General features: G+C 65.2%; 17 protein-coding genes and 3 pseudogenes. 8 read left to right on the top strand and 12 right to left on the bottom strand.

What is annotated here, in order from left to right:
* The first annotated feature begins 216 nt into the window (after positions 1–216).
* Positions 217–2571: a PE family protein gene (locus tag ACKY0X_RS09980; RefSeq protein WP_409429293.1), complete on the top strand. Its 2355-nt coding sequence runs from the start codon at positions 217–219 to the stop codon at positions 2569–2571.
* A gap of 465 nt (positions 2572–3036) precedes the next feature.
* Here the strand turns inward: ACKY0X_RS09980 and ACKY0X_RS09975 are convergent, their stop codons facing one another.
* From ACKY0X_RS09975 to ACKY0X_RS09950, 6 genes and pseudogenes are all read right to left on the bottom strand, one after another.
* Positions 3037–3498: a hypothetical protein gene (locus ACKY0X_RS09975; RefSeq protein ID WP_409429292.1), complete on the bottom strand. Its 462-nt coding sequence runs from the start codon at positions 3496–3498 to the stop codon at positions 3037–3039.
* A gap of 169 nt (positions 3499–3667) precedes the next feature.
* Positions 3668–3838, bottom strand: a complete 171-nt coding sequence (locus tag ACKY0X_RS09970) for a hypothetical protein (RefSeq protein WP_409429784.1) — start codon at positions 3836–3838, stop codon at positions 3668–3670.
* A gap of 50 nt (positions 3839–3888) precedes the next feature.
* A pseudogene (locus ACKY0X_RS09965) lies at positions 3889–3966 on the bottom strand (hypothetical protein); the annotation flags it as partial.
* 150 nt (positions 3967–4116) lie between these two features.
* On the bottom strand, positions 4117–4680 hold the full coding sequence (locus tag ACKY0X_RS09960; RefSeq protein ID WP_409429574.1) for a DUF732 domain-containing protein: 564 nt from the start codon (positions 4678–4680) through the stop codon (positions 4117–4119).
* The gene (locus tag ACKY0X_RS09955; protein WP_409429291.1) at positions 4680–4973 is read right to left on the bottom strand and encodes a DUF732 domain-containing protein; all 294 of its coding nucleotides are present in this window, start codon (positions 4971–4973) and stop codon (positions 4680–4682) included. The genes ACKY0X_RS09960 and ACKY0X_RS09955 overlap by 1 nt, the downstream gene beginning before the upstream one ends.
* 339 nt (positions 4974–5312) lie before the next feature.
* Positions 5313–5990 (bottom strand): GNAT family N-acetyltransferase, encoded by a 678-nt coding sequence (locus ACKY0X_RS09950; protein WP_409429290.1) that lies wholly within the window; start codon positions 5988–5990, stop codon positions 5313–5315.
* Positions 5991–6173: 183 nt separating this feature from the next.
* On the opposite strand from ACKY0X_RS09950, the gene ACKY0X_RS09945 reads away from it, so the two are divergent.
* Entirely contained in the window at positions 6174–6851 is a 678-nt protein-coding gene (locus tag ACKY0X_RS09945; RefSeq protein WP_409429289.1) for a hypothetical protein, read from the top strand.
* A 7-nt stretch (positions 6852–6858) separates the two neighbouring features.
* Here the strand turns inward: ACKY0X_RS09945 and ACKY0X_RS09940 are convergent, their stop codons facing one another.
* Positions 6859–8853, bottom strand: coding sequence for a hypothetical protein (locus tag ACKY0X_RS09940; RefSeq protein WP_409429288.1), 1995 nt, complete (start codon positions 8851–8853; stop codon positions 6859–6861).
* A gap of 229 nt (positions 8854–9082) precedes the next feature.
* Here ACKY0X_RS09940 and ACKY0X_RS09935 point away from each other — a divergent pair, with 229 nt between their 5' ends.
* Together ACKY0X_RS09935 and ACKY0X_RS09930 are read left to right on the top strand one after the other, a co-directional pair.
* A complete protein-coding gene (locus ACKY0X_RS09935; RefSeq protein WP_409429287.1) occupies positions 9083–10513 on the top strand; it encodes a helix-turn-helix domain-containing protein in 1431 nt (476 codons plus the stop codon).
* 110 nt (positions 10514–10623) lie between these two features.
* Entirely contained in the window at positions 10624–11532 is a 909-nt protein-coding gene (locus tag ACKY0X_RS09930) for a hypothetical protein (protein ID WP_409429286.1), read from the top strand.
* A 12-nt stretch (positions 11533–11544) separates the two neighbouring features.
* Here the strand turns inward: ACKY0X_RS09930 and ACKY0X_RS09925 are convergent.
* The 5 genes and pseudogenes from ACKY0X_RS09925 to ACKY0X_RS09905 form a co-directional block, all read right to left on the bottom strand.
* Positions 11545–11631, bottom strand: a pseudogene (locus ACKY0X_RS09925) (hypothetical protein); the annotation flags it as partial.
* Between the two features lie 63 nt (positions 11632–11694).
* Positions 11695–11790 (bottom strand): annotated as a pseudogene (locus ACKY0X_RS09920) (VapC toxin family PIN domain ribonuclease); the annotation flags it as partial.
* On the bottom strand, positions 11780–12403 hold the full coding sequence (locus tag ACKY0X_RS09915) for a TetR/AcrR family transcriptional regulator (RefSeq protein ID WP_409429285.1): 624 nt from the start codon (positions 12401–12403) through the stop codon (positions 11780–11782). The gene ACKY0X_RS09915 and the pseudogene ACKY0X_RS09920, both read right to left, overlap by 11 nt.
* Before the next feature lie 233 nt (positions 12404–12636).
* Entirely contained in the window at positions 12637–12822 is a 186-nt protein-coding gene (locus tag ACKY0X_RS09910) for a hypothetical protein (protein WP_409429284.1), read from the bottom strand.
* 108 nt (positions 12823–12930) lie between these two features.
* Complete coding sequence (locus ACKY0X_RS09905) at positions 12931–13269, bottom strand: hypothetical protein (RefSeq protein ID WP_409429783.1); 339 nt, start codon at positions 13267–13269, stop codon at positions 12931–12933.
* On the opposite strand from ACKY0X_RS09905, the gene ACKY0X_RS09900 reads away from it, so the two are divergent.
* The 4 genes from ACKY0X_RS09900 (at position 13165) to ACKY0X_RS09885 (ending at position 16180) form a co-directional block, all read left to right on the top strand.
* The gene (locus ACKY0X_RS09900; protein WP_409429283.1) at positions 13165–14925 is read left to right on the top strand and encodes a molybdopterin-dependent oxidoreductase; all 1761 of its coding nucleotides are present in this window, start codon (positions 13165–13167) and stop codon (positions 14923–14925) included. The genes ACKY0X_RS09905 and ACKY0X_RS09900 overlap by 105 nt on opposite strands.
* 119 nt (positions 14926–15044) lie before the next feature.
* The gene (locus tag ACKY0X_RS09895; protein ID WP_409429282.1) at positions 15045–15401 is read left to right on the top strand and encodes a hypothetical protein; all 357 of its coding nucleotides are present in this window, start codon (positions 15045–15047) and stop codon (positions 15399–15401) included.
* A 14-nt stretch (positions 15402–15415) separates the two neighbouring features.
* On the top strand, positions 15416–15697 hold the full coding sequence (locus ACKY0X_RS09890) for a hypothetical protein (protein ID WP_409429281.1): 282 nt from the start codon (positions 15416–15418) through the stop codon (positions 15695–15697).
* A gap of 234 nt (positions 15698–15931) precedes the next feature.
* Positions 15932–16180 (top strand): hypothetical protein, encoded by a 249-nt coding sequence (locus ACKY0X_RS09885; RefSeq protein WP_409429280.1) that lies wholly within the window; start codon positions 15932–15934, stop codon positions 16178–16180.
* Positions 16181–16187: the final 7 nt, after the last annotated feature.

The following is a 16187-nucleotide window of genomic DNA, read 5'->3' as shown; positions in this document are numbered from 1 at the left end:
ACCCAGCAAAAACCTGTTCCATCAATGCTACATTCAGCATGCTTCCAGAATTTACATAGCTTTTCCACAGTTATGTTCTTGGTTCTTCGAGAGAGGGTCGAACTGATGGGTCGTCGGTACGGGCAGCGTCGCCCTGGCCAGGTTGGCAAGTCAGCGTCTCGCGCATCAGGCGCCGTCGGTGTCGCGGGTGCATTCCTGGCATTCGGGGTGACCCCGGTGACGGTCGCACCTGCCGCCCAGGCCGAGGGCTTTGACTGGTTTGCCGACCTGCTGGATTCGACAGGCATCTCCTCGCTCGCGGCGTTCAGCGACCCGCTGGCAGCTGAGTCAGCCTCGAACCCCAACTTCATTTCAGACCTGTACAACTCGTGGGTCTACATGCCGATCCACAGCTTGCAGCAGGGCTGGATCGACAGTGACTTCGGCGCGTGGATCAACGACAACCTGATCAACCCCCTACCCCAATTGCTGTTCGGCCAAGACCTGATTGGCAACGGAGCCGACGGCATTAGCGGCGGCACACTGGCCGAGGCCGCCGGCGGCAACGGCGGACTGTGGTTCGGTGACGGCGGGGCTGGGGGCACCAGCGTCGATGGCTTCGGCGGTGCCGGCGGCTCAGCCCTGGGCATGTTCGGCAACGGCGGCGCCGGCGGCGCCGGCACCGGCGTCGTTGACAGCACGTTCGGCAGCGCCGGCAACGGCGGCGCCGGCGGCGACGGCGGCTGGCTCATGGGCATCGGCGGCGACGGCGGCGCTGGCGGCAACAGCTGGATCGCACTCGACGGAACCGGTATCTATGGCAGCGGCCATGGCGGCCACGGTGGCACCGGTGGCCTACTGTTCGGCAACGGCGGAGCCGGCGGCAATGGCGGAGCAGGCGTGACCGGCTGGGCAGGTGCCCGCGGCGCCGACGGCACCGATGCCGTGCTCGGCGGCACCTCCGGCGGCAATGGCGGTACCGGCCACCAAGGCATCTTCGGGTCTGCGGGCGGCACTGGGGGGACCGGCGGCAGCGCTGGCTGGATCATCGGCGTCGGCGGTAATGGTGGCGCCGGCGGCGCGGGCGGTAACGGTGGCAACGGCGGCGACGGTGGTGACGGCGGCAACGGTGCTACCGGTATCGCCAACGCGGTCGTGAGCAACGCCAACGGCGGCAACGGCGGGCACGGCGGGGCCGGCGGTGCCGGCGGCACTGGTGGCACTGGTGGCAACGCCGGTGCCGCAGGCCGAGGCGGCCTACTCGGCGCGTCCGGCCTAACCGGAACCCAGGGCACGGCAGGTGTCCAGGGACTCGGTGGCAACGGTGGGAATGGCGGCAACGGCGGAAGCGGTGTCGGCGGCGCAGCAAACCCGACAGCTGGTGTCGGCGGCAACGGCGGCAACGGCGGCAATGCCGGAGGCGCCACAGCCACCGGGGGTGCCGGCGGCAACGGCGGGCAAGGCGGCACCGGCCACAACTTCGACGAGTATTGGCCGAGCGAGTCGCAAGCTGGCGGCAACGGCGGCACGGGAGGAACCGGCGGCACCGGGATCGACGGCGGACAAGGCGGCAATGGCGGACAAGGCGGTGCCGGTGGAGCAGGTGCCGCCGCCGGCGGCGGCCAGGCCGGGTCCGGCGGTCAAGGCGGCGCCGGCGCCACTGCGGACCACGCCAATCCCGGTTACGGGGGCGGCGGCGGAGGAGGCGGCGGCGTGGCCAGCATTGTTTCCGCAGGCCCGGGCGGTCACGTTGATGGCACGGCGATAGGCGGTGACGGCGGCGACGGTGGTGCCGGCACTGCCAGTGGCGCCGGAGGTCAAGGCGGTCTCGGCGGTAGCGCGTTCGTCCAAACAATGCACGCCAACGACAGCATCACCGGGTCGACCGTTACCGGCGGCAACGGCGGCAACGGCGGCACAGGCGGAGGTACCGGGGGCATGGGCGGCCAGGGCATGCTGATTACCCAGCAGACTGGCACCATTGCGAATGTCACCGCTACCGGGGGCAACGGCGGAAATGGCGTCGCCGGCGGAGAAGGAGGGGCAGGCGGCCAAGCCATTGTGATGGCGGGCGGCGGCGAAGTCCCGAACGCAACGGCTCAGAACAGCACCGTTACAGGAGGTAACGGTGGCGACGCGACCGGCGGCGGCACCGGCGGCTCAGGCGGTACCGCCGGCATCGTCAACTATGGAAGCCAGGTCAGTGGATTCACCGCGGTCGGCGGCCACGGCGGAATGGGCATCGATGGCGGTTCGGGCGGTGACGGCGGTGTCGCAGGCGCCGAAAGTTCGGCCGGAACAATCGGTGACACCACCGCGACCGGCGGCGCCGGCGGTAATGGCATCGACGGGACCGGGGGCGCAGGCGGTTACGCCGTAATCAGGACTGCCGACGGAGGCACCGTTGACGGCAGCGCCGCCACCGGCGGTAAGGGCGGCAGCGGCACCACCGGCGGTACGGGTGGAGCCGGAGGCAACGCCATAATCACCGAGCACTACGGAGCCATCGACGGCGTCGCCACCGGCGGCGACGGTGGCGCGGGAAGCAACGGAAACACCGGCTCCAATGGCCAGAACGACCCCAACTCGTAGGCAAGTATCGAGTTGCCGCGATCCAAGACATCGAGGGCCAAAGCGCGCAAACAATTGCCGAATATGCTTGTCGCGGAACGTGGGCCACTGGTCCGCGTTCCGCGACCGTCCCTGTCGGTACACGCAGCATCTGCCATCGGAACCTGAAGTCCGACACACGCAAACTCAAAAGCCAAAGTCCGCCCGAACTGCTCTCCACGCAATCGCACCAACGTCGATTCTTGCTGGATCGCGGCGTGTCGCTACGTGCCTATGCTTCGTGAATGGCTTCTCGCCCTGCACTTGAAACAGCGCCTCCCGGAGACTATCTCGGCGATGATGACGTCGTTGAGGTCTCGCATCCGGCCATTCAGGTGCTCGCCCGAACGTTACGACAGCAAGCTGATGGCGATGTGGCCATCGCCAAGACTGCATTCGACTCCGCCAGCTCAGAGATTCGGTCCAGAACAGCTGACGCGACGGCACCTATTCCCCGGCGGATGCGCCCGCCATTGCGTCCAATACCCGATCGATGAACCGGTCGGCATGAGCACGAAGACTGTCGTTCGTGTGTTGGGTCGTGTCGACCTCGATCGGATCCCCCAATGCGAAGTGCACCCGCATTGCACGCCGGTACGTCCGCTCCCCGAAACCGTCCGCCGAACCAAAGGCTTTGACGTCGACCCCAGCGACCTGGCTCAGCGGCCGGATCACCGCAGCCAGATCCTGCTCCTCCGCAGCGTCGGCGATGTAGATCAACTGTCCGATCGCCTGCCTGTCGATCCACACAAGGCGGCACCGCTGATCTGGCAGCTTCTCGCGGGCGAAGCCTTCAACCGGCCATCGCCTAACCAGCTCGCCGATCTGCTCAACCACGATCCTGGGCGGCCGCGACCAGTCCGGGAATACGTCCCTGGCGATCTGCCGCAGTTGTTCTTCATTGGTCATGGACGTCCGAGTAGCCCCCATCGAACGACGGTCGCCGGCTGGTGCGGTTACCGTCGCCCTACCCTTTGACCTCTGTCGCGCTTACAGGTTTTGAACCTGCGACCGTCGCGGCGTTGATCGGCACCGAACCCATGCCAGAAAGTTAACAGCACTTCTGGGCTGCCGCCACTTATCCCAAGGAGGCCGCGCGAACCCAATGTCCGTAGGCGTCCATATCGACGTTGTTGCCACACACGATGGTGACCACGTGTCGGCCAGCGAAGCGGTCGCGGTCCTCGATGATCGCCGCGATACCGAGTGCGGCCGCCGGCTCAACGACCAGACCAGGGTGTCTGGGCACAGCTCATGCTTGGAGGCATCGATCACCTGAGGGGTCAGGTACCCGTACATCCACACCGCCCGGTCACCGAACACCCGCACCGCCAGGTCGTCAGTCGACGGGTTGATGCGCAGCTGACTACAGATCATGTGCCCCATGTCGACGAGGCCCGCCGGCGCGATCGGACCGGGCATCGGTCCCGCAGCCTCCAGAAAAGCTCGCATCATCCGCGTGCGCCGGCCCGGCTAACGCGGCCGTTGAGATCACAGCCGCGCCAACGACAGTGAGCAGCCGCGGCATCACTGCGCGGGTCCCAGCGTGTCCGGGCACAGCTCCTGTTGGGCCGCCGGAACGATGCCGTAGCCAGCGCGGCCATCGAAAGCCGCCATCGCACTCTCTGGCGTTTCGAGCCCGGCACGCAGCCAGCCACACGCTCGATGACCCATCTTCACCTGAATGTCGGGAACGGTGTACGCGTAATTCGCGGGCTCATACGGCTGACTGTGCAGGTAGCCGAGGTAGCGCTGGTCGTCCTCCGGTGAGGCGGCGGGGTATTTGGGTGGGGCCGCGGAAAGTGTTTCTGGGCAGAGTTCGTGCTGTGCGGCCGGAACGATGCCGTAGCCGGAGTTGCCGTCAAAAGCCGCCATGGCACTTTCGGGTGTTTCTTGGCCCGCACGCAGCCAGCCGCACGCTCGATGTCCGAGCTCCAACTGGGTGTCGGGAACGGTGTACGCCCAATTCGCAGGTTCATACGGATGGCTGTGCAGATAGTCGAGATAGCTCCGGTCGTCGGCCTGCGCCGGTCCGGCGAGAGCGAGCGCGGAGAACAGCGCCGCGCCGACGATCATGGCGAGCCGAGCCATCACGATCCCGCTCCCAGTGTGTCGGGGCACAGCTTATGTTGGGCGGCGTCGATGAATACGTTGCCATCGACCTGGATGAATTGGGGTACGAGGTCAGCTCTCGGAACGCCAGCGTGGAGTTGACCGCAGGTCCAGTAGCCGCCTCCGATGCGAGCCTTGTCCAGCCATGGCGGCATGTATTGACCTTGATCGCGCAACGTCTGCAGGAAACTCTGATCGTCGGCCTGCGCCGGTCCGGCGACTGCTAAAGCAGACAGCGAGGCTGCAACGGTGGCGATCAGAACCCGTTTCATACACCTGGACGTTACCCACAGGCCATGCACTCGCAACTCGACCACCGCGCCGCCGCTGGCGCCGGCGCTGGCACCCGTCCTGTCGCCCCGCCGTGCCATGCTCCCCGCATGACCGACCCCTCCGGTGCCACAGAGCGGTGTGACTGTCCGCGTGGCGATCACCCCTCCCCCGACGGCCGGTGCACGAATCCGTCGATACGCAGCGAGGATCCCGAAGATGCGGGGATGGAGCGGTTTTCGGCGTGCGGCTGCTGCATGGCCGACTGCCCCGACGTGCACCCGACGCCTGAGGCCGGCCCGGTCCAGTAGCTGCGCCGGCCCCGCTACCGGTGGTGCGCCTCAGCCGGTCCTGACGTTGAGTTGCAGAATCCGGGAGAAGAACGTCTCGTCCGGCTTGCGATACAGGTCGAGTTGGTATCCCGCAGCAATCGGAAGAGTGTCGTCTGAGACCACATCGAACCCTAGCTTCGTATAAAACGGCGCTAGGCCCTCCAGCGTGCGAAACTGCCCATAAACCTGTCCGACCATCGACTTGCTGGCAACATCGACGGCTTGTCGCACCAGTCTCGATCCCAGCCCTCGCCCTCGGTGTTCAGCAGAGATGGACACGATCTGGAGCTTGGACAGCATGACCAGCGTCCCCAGGAGAACCTGGTCGATGACCTTCTGGCTGGCGCCCGCCACTTCTCGAATGGCTTTTTCGTACAGAGACTGAGGTGGCGCCATCACCAGCATTCCGATCGTCTGCCCGTCCAGCCGCACTGACGAGACCAGAGTCCGCGCCAGGAATCGAGCGGTCATGTCGAGGCCGCTATCGAACAATCGGTTGCAGGTAGCCGCCATCGGTAGCTCTAACGCCGATCCCAGAACTCCCGATCGAAATGCTTTGACATGACGCTCGTTTAGGTCCTCGTCGGGCTCGTTAGGCATTCCTGGGCCGGTCAGGTGGTACCAGGACGCTAGATCGGTCAGCTCATCTTCCGACGCTCGCTGCACGGTGACCTTGTGTCTCGCCACGAAAACTCCTACCTACTTCCGATTCCGCGAAGCTCGCGACGGGAAACCTCCGACCGAACGCGGCATACGTTAACGACGACTTCGTTCAGCTAAGGGATATTGGCGCCACCTCACCGGCATCGCCATCCTCGCTTCGGTGGTCTCCCCAGTAGCCTGTCACCGCCCCGTGCGACGCTTGCGCCTGTGACCCACACAGCCGAGCAGTTGCAGTCCCTGGTCACGCGCTGCGAGCAGTTCCGCGGCAACGCGGCACCGCAGGGTTACCGCGACGGTCTCGCTCTCTGCATCGTCGACAGCATTCAGTCGACGGGCGTGAAGTACTCCAGCGTGGAGAAGGTCGTCGACCGGTACCGGGACTACCGCCGAACGCAAGGCGGCGACCCGAAGCGCGACGGTGTCCCCGAGCTCCTCGCCACCTTCGAGGAGCTGGGCGGCCCAGACTGCTGGGCGAAAGAGATCGGCAACCGGAACCGGACCTCCACCCGCGGCGGGGTATTGAAGGCCGAGGCAATCCGATATGCGGCTCAGGCGCTCGCCACTGAAGGTGTCGAAACCACGGGCGCGCTTCGCGACGCGACTGGCGACGAAGACCGTCTCGCACGACTGGGGACAGCGTGGCGGGCCGTAGTCGGTCAACGCTCTGGCATCACCTGGCACTACGTGCAGATGCTCGCCGGGATCCAGGGGGTGAAACCCGACCGGATGATCTGCCGATTCGTGGCGGACTCACTAACGGTGCCGCGCAAGACCATGACAACGGAGTTCGCCGGGGCGATCGTCACGGCCGCGGCCACCGCGATGGGCGTGTCGCCGACCGACCTCGACCACGCGATCTGGCAGTGGCAACGGGTTAGGAAATAGGTCCGACTCACACCGAGGATGCCCTCGGGATTCCGAACAGGTACTCCAGGTCTCCGCTCTGCTTCAGGTTGTCGGATCGCTGGTGGTACTCGTCTCGGCGGGCCTTAGTGTGGGCGTCCACTGTCTCGTTATCCACGGTTGCTCGGACCACGTTGTTCAGCGCCATCCTGGCGATCCGGTGGGCGAACACTGCGATCGATTCGCAGGCTGCCGCTGACAGGGTTCCGCCGTGAATAGCGGCATTGCGCGACCTCCGCAAGCGGTCCACCCGCGCATTGACCCGAGATTGCTCCTGCGTGAATGCGGCGGCGAGCGACCCCGCCGAGGCGAGGGTGTCGTCGAGTTCGGCGAGTCGGCGCCGCAGCCAGTGATCCGTGTAGATCCTTCGGAGCGCAGCTGTGTGGGCGACGGTCTTATTGCGGATGATTCGGTTGTCCCAGTCGTCGATGGTGATATCTCTTCGAATGGCGTCGAGGTCGGGCTGCGCCGGGGCACCGGGTGTGTGGTCTGGGAGGTACCTCACAGCCGCGTCGAACACGTCTGTCACCGCGTGATGCGCGAACGTCTCGACCGTGTGGACATCCAGCAGGTACTCGTCGATGAACGTGGCCCAGTCCAGCATTCCGTGGGTGGCCCAGGTGTTGCAGTGCTCGATAGCGCGGACAGCTGCTCGTACGATGGCCTCGGCGTCCGAAAGCGGGGTATCCATCAGTTCTGTCTGCAGCCGAAGGACAGGCGCAAGGCTCTGGGCGGTCTCCGCGGAAATCACGTGGCCCCCGTCGGTCATCCCCTTCAGAGTCTCCGTGAAGTGATCGTTCTCGTAGTAGAGCTGACCGTAATCCCGAGTTTCCTTTAGGCCCCATTCGAGTGAGTTGTAGAGGTAGCGCTCGCCCTCCCCGAACAGCAGTTGGCCCCGCAGAATCTTCCACGCGTTCTCCGGAGTTCCGTTCACTTGGAGGATGGCGTCGAGGAGTGTTCGGGCGCGCGCCGCGGCGAGATGCCGTTTCACACCGCGCACTTCGACGCGGGCGTACACCAGTCCCCGGTCCTGCCACTCAAATCCGCGGATTTCGGAAGGCCCGTCATCGCCTGTAGCTCCTTGGAACTGTCGAATTTCCTCGATGAGCAGCTCTTCGGGGACCACGTCGAACATTTCACGCGCGACATTGGGGTCCGTCAGAGCCGTTGAGAGCGAGTGGGCTTGATAAAAGGTGACATCGCCGTGGCTGACCGACACCCCGCCCTTCACGTAGGCACGCGCTATCCGAAACCAGACCACGTAGTCTCCGTCGGGCGACCGCGCCGCCACACTTCGCGCGGCGAGGTCTTGCAGTTCGCTCGGGGTGAGGTCCGAGTCCTGACCGACCTCGAACTCACCCAGCCCCTCGATGTCTCCAAGCATGAACTGTGCGCGGCGTACCTGGAGGTCGGAACCGAGGAGGACCTCCACCGCCGTGCGGAGAGAGCCGAACGGTCCTAGATCCTGCTCCCTGCGCGCGCAGAGGGCTACGACGGTGTCGCGCAAGAACTTCACGCGCTCTGTCGGATAAAGGGAATGGTCCAGGCTTTGGCACGCCGCCACGAGGTCGAGCCACGCCGCGGAGATCGTGTCATCGCGCTCCAGGAGCTTCGCCAGCGCCTGCACTTTCGCCAGCACGAGTGGCCGCTTCGAGTTGTGGAGGTCGAAGTTTCCGTTGCGCTTGGGTGTCAGAAGGTCGGCAGTGATCGCCGTCGAGACGTCCGAAGCCGCCGGCTCCACCAGGGCACGGAGCCGAGGCCCCAACCACGCGCGAGTGTCGTCGAGGTCGCGAGCCCGCGACTTCCAGTCGTACCTCTGTAAGTGGGTGTGCGGCCGCGGATCGGCAGCGGCCTCCCTGATCTCGTCGGTGATCGCCGGCAGCGACATGTAGCCGGCATCGCAGATGATCGACTCGTCGCGATTCACATACTCACGCAGCTCTTCGAGCCAGCATTCGCGTTGCTGAAAAATATCGCGTCCCAACAGATCCTCCCGCGCGTCATGGTTCGCCAGGAGTCGAGCCGAATGGATTCGTCGGTGTTTCCTGCCGCGTCTCCGGCAGCGTAGGCACGGCCAGCGGCCGCTCCTCTGCAACGCGCCGACACGTATGCTGCCGTTTGCCGACGACCGCCTCTCCAGCCGAGCCGCCTGTGTCCACAGCCGAGCCGCCCGCCTACGCCGCATTGTCGCGCCTTCGCAATAGGCTCGTCGTGTGCACCCGGAGACTGGCAAGCCCGTCACGCTGGATGATATTGACCGCACACAAGCGATGCGCACCCCCGACGAGTTGCAAGGGCTCGTCGCGGCGATCCACCGCTCCCCAGCCGGCACCCAGGAGACGAACTGGCTGGAGTGGAAGAGCTCCCTGAACATGGCAAGCCCCGAAGGCCGGTTCACCGTTGCCAAGGCGATCCTGGGGTTCGCGAATCGATCCGTTGAACAGGCGCAGCTCGCATGCGAAGGTGCCGCATACGTGGCCGTTGGAGTCGAACCCGGCGCCGCCACCGGGATCGCGGCTGACGACCACGCCACCCTCGGGCAACGGCTCAAGACCTACGTCGACGGCCCTCGTTGGACGCCTCACCACGTCTCGTTCTTGGGCGTGACGGTGCTGGTAATCGTCGTGGAGCCGCCGAAACCGGGTAACCGGATTTACACGTTGCAGAAGACCTACAACAAACAGAAGACCTACAACAAAGACAAGTACAACGTCGATGCCGGCACCATCTTTCACCGCGGCGCTGCGCTATCTGAACCTGCAGGTCCGAAGGAAATCGAAATGCTACAAGACCGCCTACTAGCTGGTGCTCGGCTGGCGGAGCTGGACATCCAGCCGACATGCACTGCTAAGCCGCTCACCCGGCTCAGCGGTGACCTGGCGCAACTTGAGGACTGGCTGCAACGACACGAGGCGCATGTGCGGACAACCAGCGGCAAGCCCCCGGACCGTCCGCCGCCACGCCCCACGCCGCCGCCGAACCCGGCTCGTCCACGTTGGGGCGACTTGCTTAGCTCGCAGAGCGGCTACACCGGCCCGATGGGAATCTTCAGGTACGCCGACCCCAAAGACGCCGAGGAATTCAGCCGGCGATTGCGGGTCTACCTGATGGATATCCGGCGACTGTTGCTCGATCACGTTCTGCGGAAAATCGTCTTGGACGACGAAGCCAACACCGTGTGCTTCCGCGTAAGTAACGAGACCGACGACCCTGTGTCCGGAGTGCAGCTGACCGTGCGCATCCCAAAACACGGCCTTCTGGTCTGCACCTCTCCGCCGAGCGTCGATGAACTCCCGCCGCGCCCACAGTGGCCAAACCCGCTCGACAAGATGAGGCCGAAGCCCGTCGCGTTCACCCAGGCACGTCTGTCGAAGCCGCTCCGCACCCAGTCGCAAGCCGGGTCGGTCGTAGAAAGCGTGGACTCGTTCGAAGTCACTTGGGACGTCGGCGACATCCGCCCCCACGACTCGCGCACTTTCTCCGTAACCGTTGTCGCCGGCCCGAACACGCCGGAGCGGCTCCCTGTGGAAATGATCGCGCGTGCCATGAATCGCCGTGGACTGAGCTCTGAGACGGAGGTGCTGGCGGTCGGGGCGGATACCTGGACCGTCGATGACTTCTACGACGCGGAGGGAGCAAGGTAGCCGGCACTCAAGATGAGTTGCCCGCGCCGCGCTCGAACCACCGCCTGCACCCCTGATGTCTACGGTGCGGTGCATGATTCTCCACGATGAACCACACAGCAGGCGTCCCCATGGACGACTACCTAAAACTCGCCAATGTCGTCTCTCGGTTCGGCGACGCAGTGGAAGCTCTTCTGACGCAGGAATTCAGGTATCCGTTTGCGCCCCTTAGCGACGCGCGGCTTGACTGCGACGCTGACGGAGAGCATCGCGGTACACGCTCGACACAGCCCCTAACCAAACTCGCTGCGGACCAGCTCCGGGCGGTCGTCGTACAGGGTGACTTGCATCATGGAATCGCCGCCGGGCTATCAGCGCCGAAGGTATTCTTCGCGCCGTATCCGGTGGCACGGACCTGTGTGATCACAGCGGCGAAGGCTTGGTTCATCGTCGGCGGCGGTACGCGGCAGGAGCGACTTCAGCGCTACCTCAACGAGGAGCTTGCAGGCCTCTACGATGCGCCGTTGAATCGCACTGACGAAGAGATCAGTGAACACATCGTCGCCCGCACCGGTGATCTCGTTGAAATCGGCGCGTCCGCCGGACTGCGGATCGGGCGCAGACGCAGGCCACGACCGCATGATGCGCCGTACCTTGTCGGTGCAGACCAGGCGGATGAGGATCAACCCGCCGCGGAGACCAACATCGTGCGGCAGCTGTTCGCTGCATCTGGTCTCAGCGAGCACGAGGCCCGGATGCCCTACAAGCTGCTTTCAGCCGCAGCACATGGTCGCCTCCATTACGCCGGCGTCCGGGAGTCCATCCCCACCGGCCGACACGTGAATGGGGTGCCGACAATCCTTATGCACTCGTCGCCGAGAACGAGCGCCAAGGTGACGGCGCTCGCTGCGATTGCGACTCGGACTCATCTCCGTGCGCTGGCGCGGTACGTCAACGCGCCCGAAGCCGCTGTGCAAGACCGTCTCGGCGATCCACTGGCCGAGTGGTGCGCGATAGGCGGAGTTCCGCTGCCTGAGTGAGAATTACTCCCGTCACCTCAACTCACCGCCCCGCCGCGCCCTGTTCACCGCGGAGACCACCGCCCGCAGCGATGCGGTGGTGATCGATGGCGCGATGCCGTTGCAGCTGGAGCACGTAGACGTAGTGCGGGTGGAGGTCCAGAGTCCTCCCAGCCACGCTCGGGCAGCCGCAAGTGCCGCACGGACTTCGGGGTAGGCCAGGCGACTGGACAACGCGGTATCCCAGCCGTCCCATAGCGCGGTCCCTCTAGGACTTATCCGGCTGGAGCGCGACGGCGGTGAGTCCGCGCGTTAGGAGTGTCAGCATATCGCTGAACGAGTCCTGCGAAATGGCTTGCGGGTCAGTGTGCGCCAGTGTTGCGATGCCGTGCTCAAGTGCAAGGGCCAGCAGTGCGATGTCGTTGGGTGATACTGGTGGGGTCAACTTCGCCCGCGCGAAGGCGTCCATTACGGACCGTGCGAACCATAGGCGTGAGACTCGGTCGTATTCCTGGAGTCGATCGGCGGCCTCCGGGTGCCGGAGTGCGTAAAGCCGGAACTCGGTGAGTAGCAGGTGACGTTGCTTGTCGGCGAAGCGGTTACCGCCGCCACCGCGAAGGGCATCGATGTCGTGCTGCACGGTGGTGCCCGAGCTGATGATCTCGCGATGTTCAGCGATCTCAGCGCCGAGCCACCTGTCCAGGAGTGCCAAGAACAGCTCGGTCTTGTTGGCGAAGTTCGCGTAGAGCGCGCCGCGGGAAAAACCCGCGCGCTCGCCAATCTCGCTGAGTGAGGCATTGGCGAACCCTCGCTCAGCGAACACGGCTTCTGCTGCCTCAAGCAGCAGCTGACGCGTTCGAGCAGCACTGTCGGCCCTGCTCAATCTGGACATGACAACTACACCCATGCTGGACGGTGATTGAGGCTCGGCCGTCGGTCCCAAAGGAGATCGGGACGGGGGATGGCAATCGGTGACTACACCTGGTGATCGCGCGGGCTTTGCGGGCGACCCAGCCCCCTCCAGAACCGGCGACCCAGCTCCTTCCAGAACGCAGACTCGCGGTCGCGCGCGTCGTGGACGCCCGAGCTATGCCCGGCGGCGGTTAGCCGCAGCTACTACTGCTGCTATTGGAGATGCGTTTTGTAGAGCAGTTTTGCGATAGCGAGCGTGGCGGAGGCCTGGGCGTAGGCGATGCGCTGGGAAAGATGAGGAAGGTCACCGACCTCGATCTTGGACAGTGCGGTCTTGGCCTCGTCGATGTCGGCGCCGATCTGGATCATGTCGGTCAGTGGCGGATACTCGGTCGTCATGCGACCAGCGTCCCCAAACCGTGAGACATCTTCAAGAGGAACCGCTCCCGCGCTGTATGGCTGCGCGGGAGCGTCAGCCAAGTTCCTCGCTGTACACGTCGTGTTCCGTCAGGCCCGGCAGTCGATCCCGCAGCAGATTCGCCACCATTCGCCGCGCCGACACCTCGGCCACACGTGCGGCGCCGAGTAGCTGTTCTCCTGGCCGCGTTCGATCACGGTGTAGTCGATGATCCACAGTCGGATGCCGACGGCGTCGGGCGAGAAGTGGAAGCGGAAGAAATGCCCCGGTAGCACCTCCGCCGATACCCGGCGGAAATGCGAACTCCCACATATGGTGTCGCCATGAGCCCTGAAGCGACGAAAGCCGATGCTCATCACATAGATGTCTTTGGCGAGCACGTCCGCGTCGGCGAATGGGCCGGCGGGATCGCCGATGAGCCTGCCCACATCCCGTCGGTTCGGATCGGCCGCCGCTGGATCAGCACGCTATGGCTGGTGCCGTTGGCAGTCGCGGGGTTGATGGTCGCGGTGGCAATCGCCCAACATCTGCGCCAGTTCGACTGGATGCAGGAGTTCATCGCGCGCTACCCGGGCACGCCGGCCACCGATGGCGCAGAGCCCTCTGGCTTTCCGGCATGGCTGCGCTGGTCGCATCTGTTCAACATCATGTTCATGATGTTCATCATTCGGGCGGGTTTACAGATCCTGGCCGACCATCCGCGGCTCTACCTGAACGCCGGCAGCACCCCGGGCACGGCCTGGCTGCGGTTACGCGGGCCGGTTCCGCCGGACCGGTTGAACCCGTCCGAGCCGTCGCGCGCGTGGACCGCCAAGGACGATTCGGTCTCGTTGCCGCGGTGGCTGGGCATCCCCGGCACCCGGCACACCATCGGATTGGCGCGCTGGTGGCACTTCACCTTTGACGCACTGTGGCTGCTCAACGGCATCGTCTTCTATGTGCTGCTGTTCGCGACCGGGCAGTGGCGCCGCATCGTTCCGCAGTCATGGGACGTTATCCCCAATGCCGCATCCACCATGGTCCAATACCTGTCGCTGGACTTCCCCGCCAACGACGGATTCGTCGCCTACAACAGCCTGCAACTGATCGCCTATTTTCTGACCGTCTTCATGTTCGCGCCGCTGGCATTCATCACCGGCCTGCTGCAAGCCCCGGCGATTGCGGCGCGGTTCGGACTGGGCAGCGGACCGGCCAACCGGCAGGTCGCCCGGTCGATTCACTTCGGCGTGCTGGCGTGGATGGTGTTCTTCATCGCCGTGCACACCGCGATGGTGTTCACCACCGGGCTGGTCGGGAACCTGAACCACATCGTCTTCGGCACCGACACCGACTCGTACTGGGCGCTGGCGGTCTACGTGCTGGCCATGGCGGTGATCATCGTGTTGTGGCTGGCGGCATCGCCCGTCACACTGCGCTATCCGCGAGTAATCCAAACGGTCGGCCGTGCCTCCGTCGGTTGGATCAAGGGGCTGATGGAGTGGTTCAACCCGGAGGCGGAGTATTCCGAGGACGACATTTCCCCCTATTTCTGGCCCAACGGGACGCTGCCAGCCTCTGAGCACTACCGGAAACTCCAGGCGGGAAATTGGGTGGACTACCGGCTCCGGGTGAGCGGCTTGGTCGAGAACCCCACCGACTTCAGCTACGCCGACCTGTTGGCCATGGACAGACATGAGCAGATCACCCAGCACTACTGCATCCAGGGCTGGTCGGGCATTGCGAAGTGGGGCGGTGTCCGGATGCTCGACATCCTGCGTATCGTCAAGCCACTGCCGTCGGCGCGGTGGGTGGTGTTCACCTCGATGGCCGACGGGTCCGAACCCGGCGGCGGCCGCTACTACGACTGCCACAAGATCGACCACATGCGCCACCCGAAAGCACTCCTGGCCTATGAGATGAATGGCGAACCGCTCACCGAAACCCACGGCGCTCCTTTGCGCCTGCGCAACGAGGTCGAACTGGGCTTCAAACAGGTGAAGTGGATCGAGTCGATCGAGTTCGTGGAAACCTTCGCCCACATCGGCAAAGGCCAGGGCGGCTACAACGAGGACCACGAGTACTTCGGCTACCGCATGCCCATCTGACCCGATATCGCCGACCTGCTTGATGCTGATGCTCGCGGCGTTTCCGGCCAGTCCCCGCTAACGGCCCCACTCCACCCCGGTGAATTCCGCAAACAGCAATTCACTTATACAGTTCCCCCATGACCACCCCCGTCCTGCGGGTCACCCCGGTCAGCCTGCGCACACTGGCGCAGCGCTGCGCGGCGCTGTCGGGTCAGGTCGCGCCGGCACTGCCCGCGGCGAGCGGATCGGCATGGCAGGCCAGCGGCGCTGCAACCAGCAGCGTCAATGCCGGTGCAAGCAGCGCCGGCAGCGCCTCCAGATCCCGGATGACCGCCAACTCGAACAAGCTGAGCACCGCCGCGCGCGAGTACGAGTCGATGGACCATGACGGCGCCGCCGTCCTGGCCGCAGTCCCCCAGCACGGAGCCAGTCTTCCCACGCTGGTCCCCCGCAGCTCCGGTGTCGACGGCGGCGCCGGCAAGCTCGGGATATAGGCAGGCAGACCGCGATGTCCGGATTGCCGCCGCTGACCGAGATCGAAGACGCCAACTGGGATTACCTCACCACCAACGCCACCGCCTGGACCAACCTCGCCAACACATGGGAAGCCGCGTTCACCGAAGTCCGCGACGCTGCAAAGAATCCCGGAGGCACCCCCTGGACCGGCGCCGGCGCCGAAGCCTTCCAACAGCGCGCCGCCGCCGACGTCGTGAAAATCCACGGTCCCGCCGACATGCTGCGCAACGCCGCCGCTATCGCCACCCGCGGAGCGCAGGCACCACCTTTTTGACACACCGCGTGTCTGGGGCGCGGTTTCAAAACACCCCTCCCCAGCCAGCACCTCACTGTGACCACGATCACACGGCATTGTTTTGGCGGCATCCCCGACCGGCACCGCACCCGGCAACTCCGCCGGCATCGGCACCGATGCCCCTGCCCCGCCACGGCGGCCGCACCCGGCACCGGGTCCGGCACCGCCAGTGCCCGTTGCCGGATCCGCTTCACGCCGCGTGGGTCAGCGTCGGTGACGGCGCTTGCGCAGCAACGGATTCCGGCGCAGGCTCAGCGCATGGAAACGACTACGGAGTACGCAAATATCCGGGACAGCATCGAGACCGTGGCCGCGCTGGCAACAGCGGCGGCGAGAGGGATCGAGGTGCTCGACACCGACACCGCTGACAGCCTCAGCGATGAGGCGAAGATCGCGACGGCGGACGCGGTCTGGTCGGGTCTCATCGCTGGCATCGCCGGCCTGGACCGCCTCGACCGCTGAACCCACC

The sequence above is a fragment of the Mycobacterium sp. SMC-11 genome (genome assembly GCF_046250095.1).
Lineage (GTDB): Bacteria > Actinomycetota > Actinomycetes > Mycobacteriales > Mycobacteriaceae > Mycobacterium > Mycobacterium heraklionense_A.
The sequence above is the reverse complement of the archived record's forward strand: the minus strand, read 5'-3'. Positions and strand labels throughout refer to the sequence as shown.

Bases quoted from the DNA above. Each gene is read 5' to 3' on its own strand.
- ACKY0X_RS09910 (WP_409429284.1), bottom strand. From the start codon at position 12,822: ATGACGACCGAGTATCCGCCACTGACCGACATGATCCAGATCGGCGCC.
- ACKY0X_RS09890 (WP_409429281.1), top strand. From the start codon at position 15,416: ATGTCCGGATTGCCGCCGCTGACCGAGATCGAAGACGCCAACTGGGAT.
- ACKY0X_RS09915 (WP_409429285.1), bottom strand. From the start codon at position 12,403: ATGTCCAGATTGAGCAGGGCCGACAGTGCTGCTCGAACGCGTCAGCTG.
- ACKY0X_RS09895 (WP_409429282.1), top strand. From the start codon at position 15,045: ATGACCACCCCCGTCCTGCGGGTCACCCCGGTCAGCCTGCGCACACTG.
- ACKY0X_RS09955 (WP_409429291.1), bottom strand. From the start codon at position 4,973: ATGAAACGGGTTCTGATCGCCACCGTTGCAGCCTCGCTGTCTGCTTTA.
- ACKY0X_RS09960 (WP_409429574.1), bottom strand. From the start codon at position 4,680: ATGGCTCGGCTCGCCATGATCGTCGGCGCGGCGCTGTTCTCCGCGCTC.
- ACKY0X_RS09930 (WP_409429286.1), top strand. From the start codon at position 10,624: ATGGACGACTACCTAAAACTCGCCAATGTCGTCTCTCGGTTCGGCGAC.
- ACKY0X_RS09975 (WP_409429292.1), bottom strand. From the start codon at position 3,498: ATGACCAATGAAGAACAACTGCGGCAGATCGCCAGGGACGTATTCCCG.
- ACKY0X_RS09900 (WP_409429283.1), top strand. From the start codon at position 13,165: ATGAGCCCTGAAGCGACGAAAGCCGATGCTCATCACATAGATGTCTTT.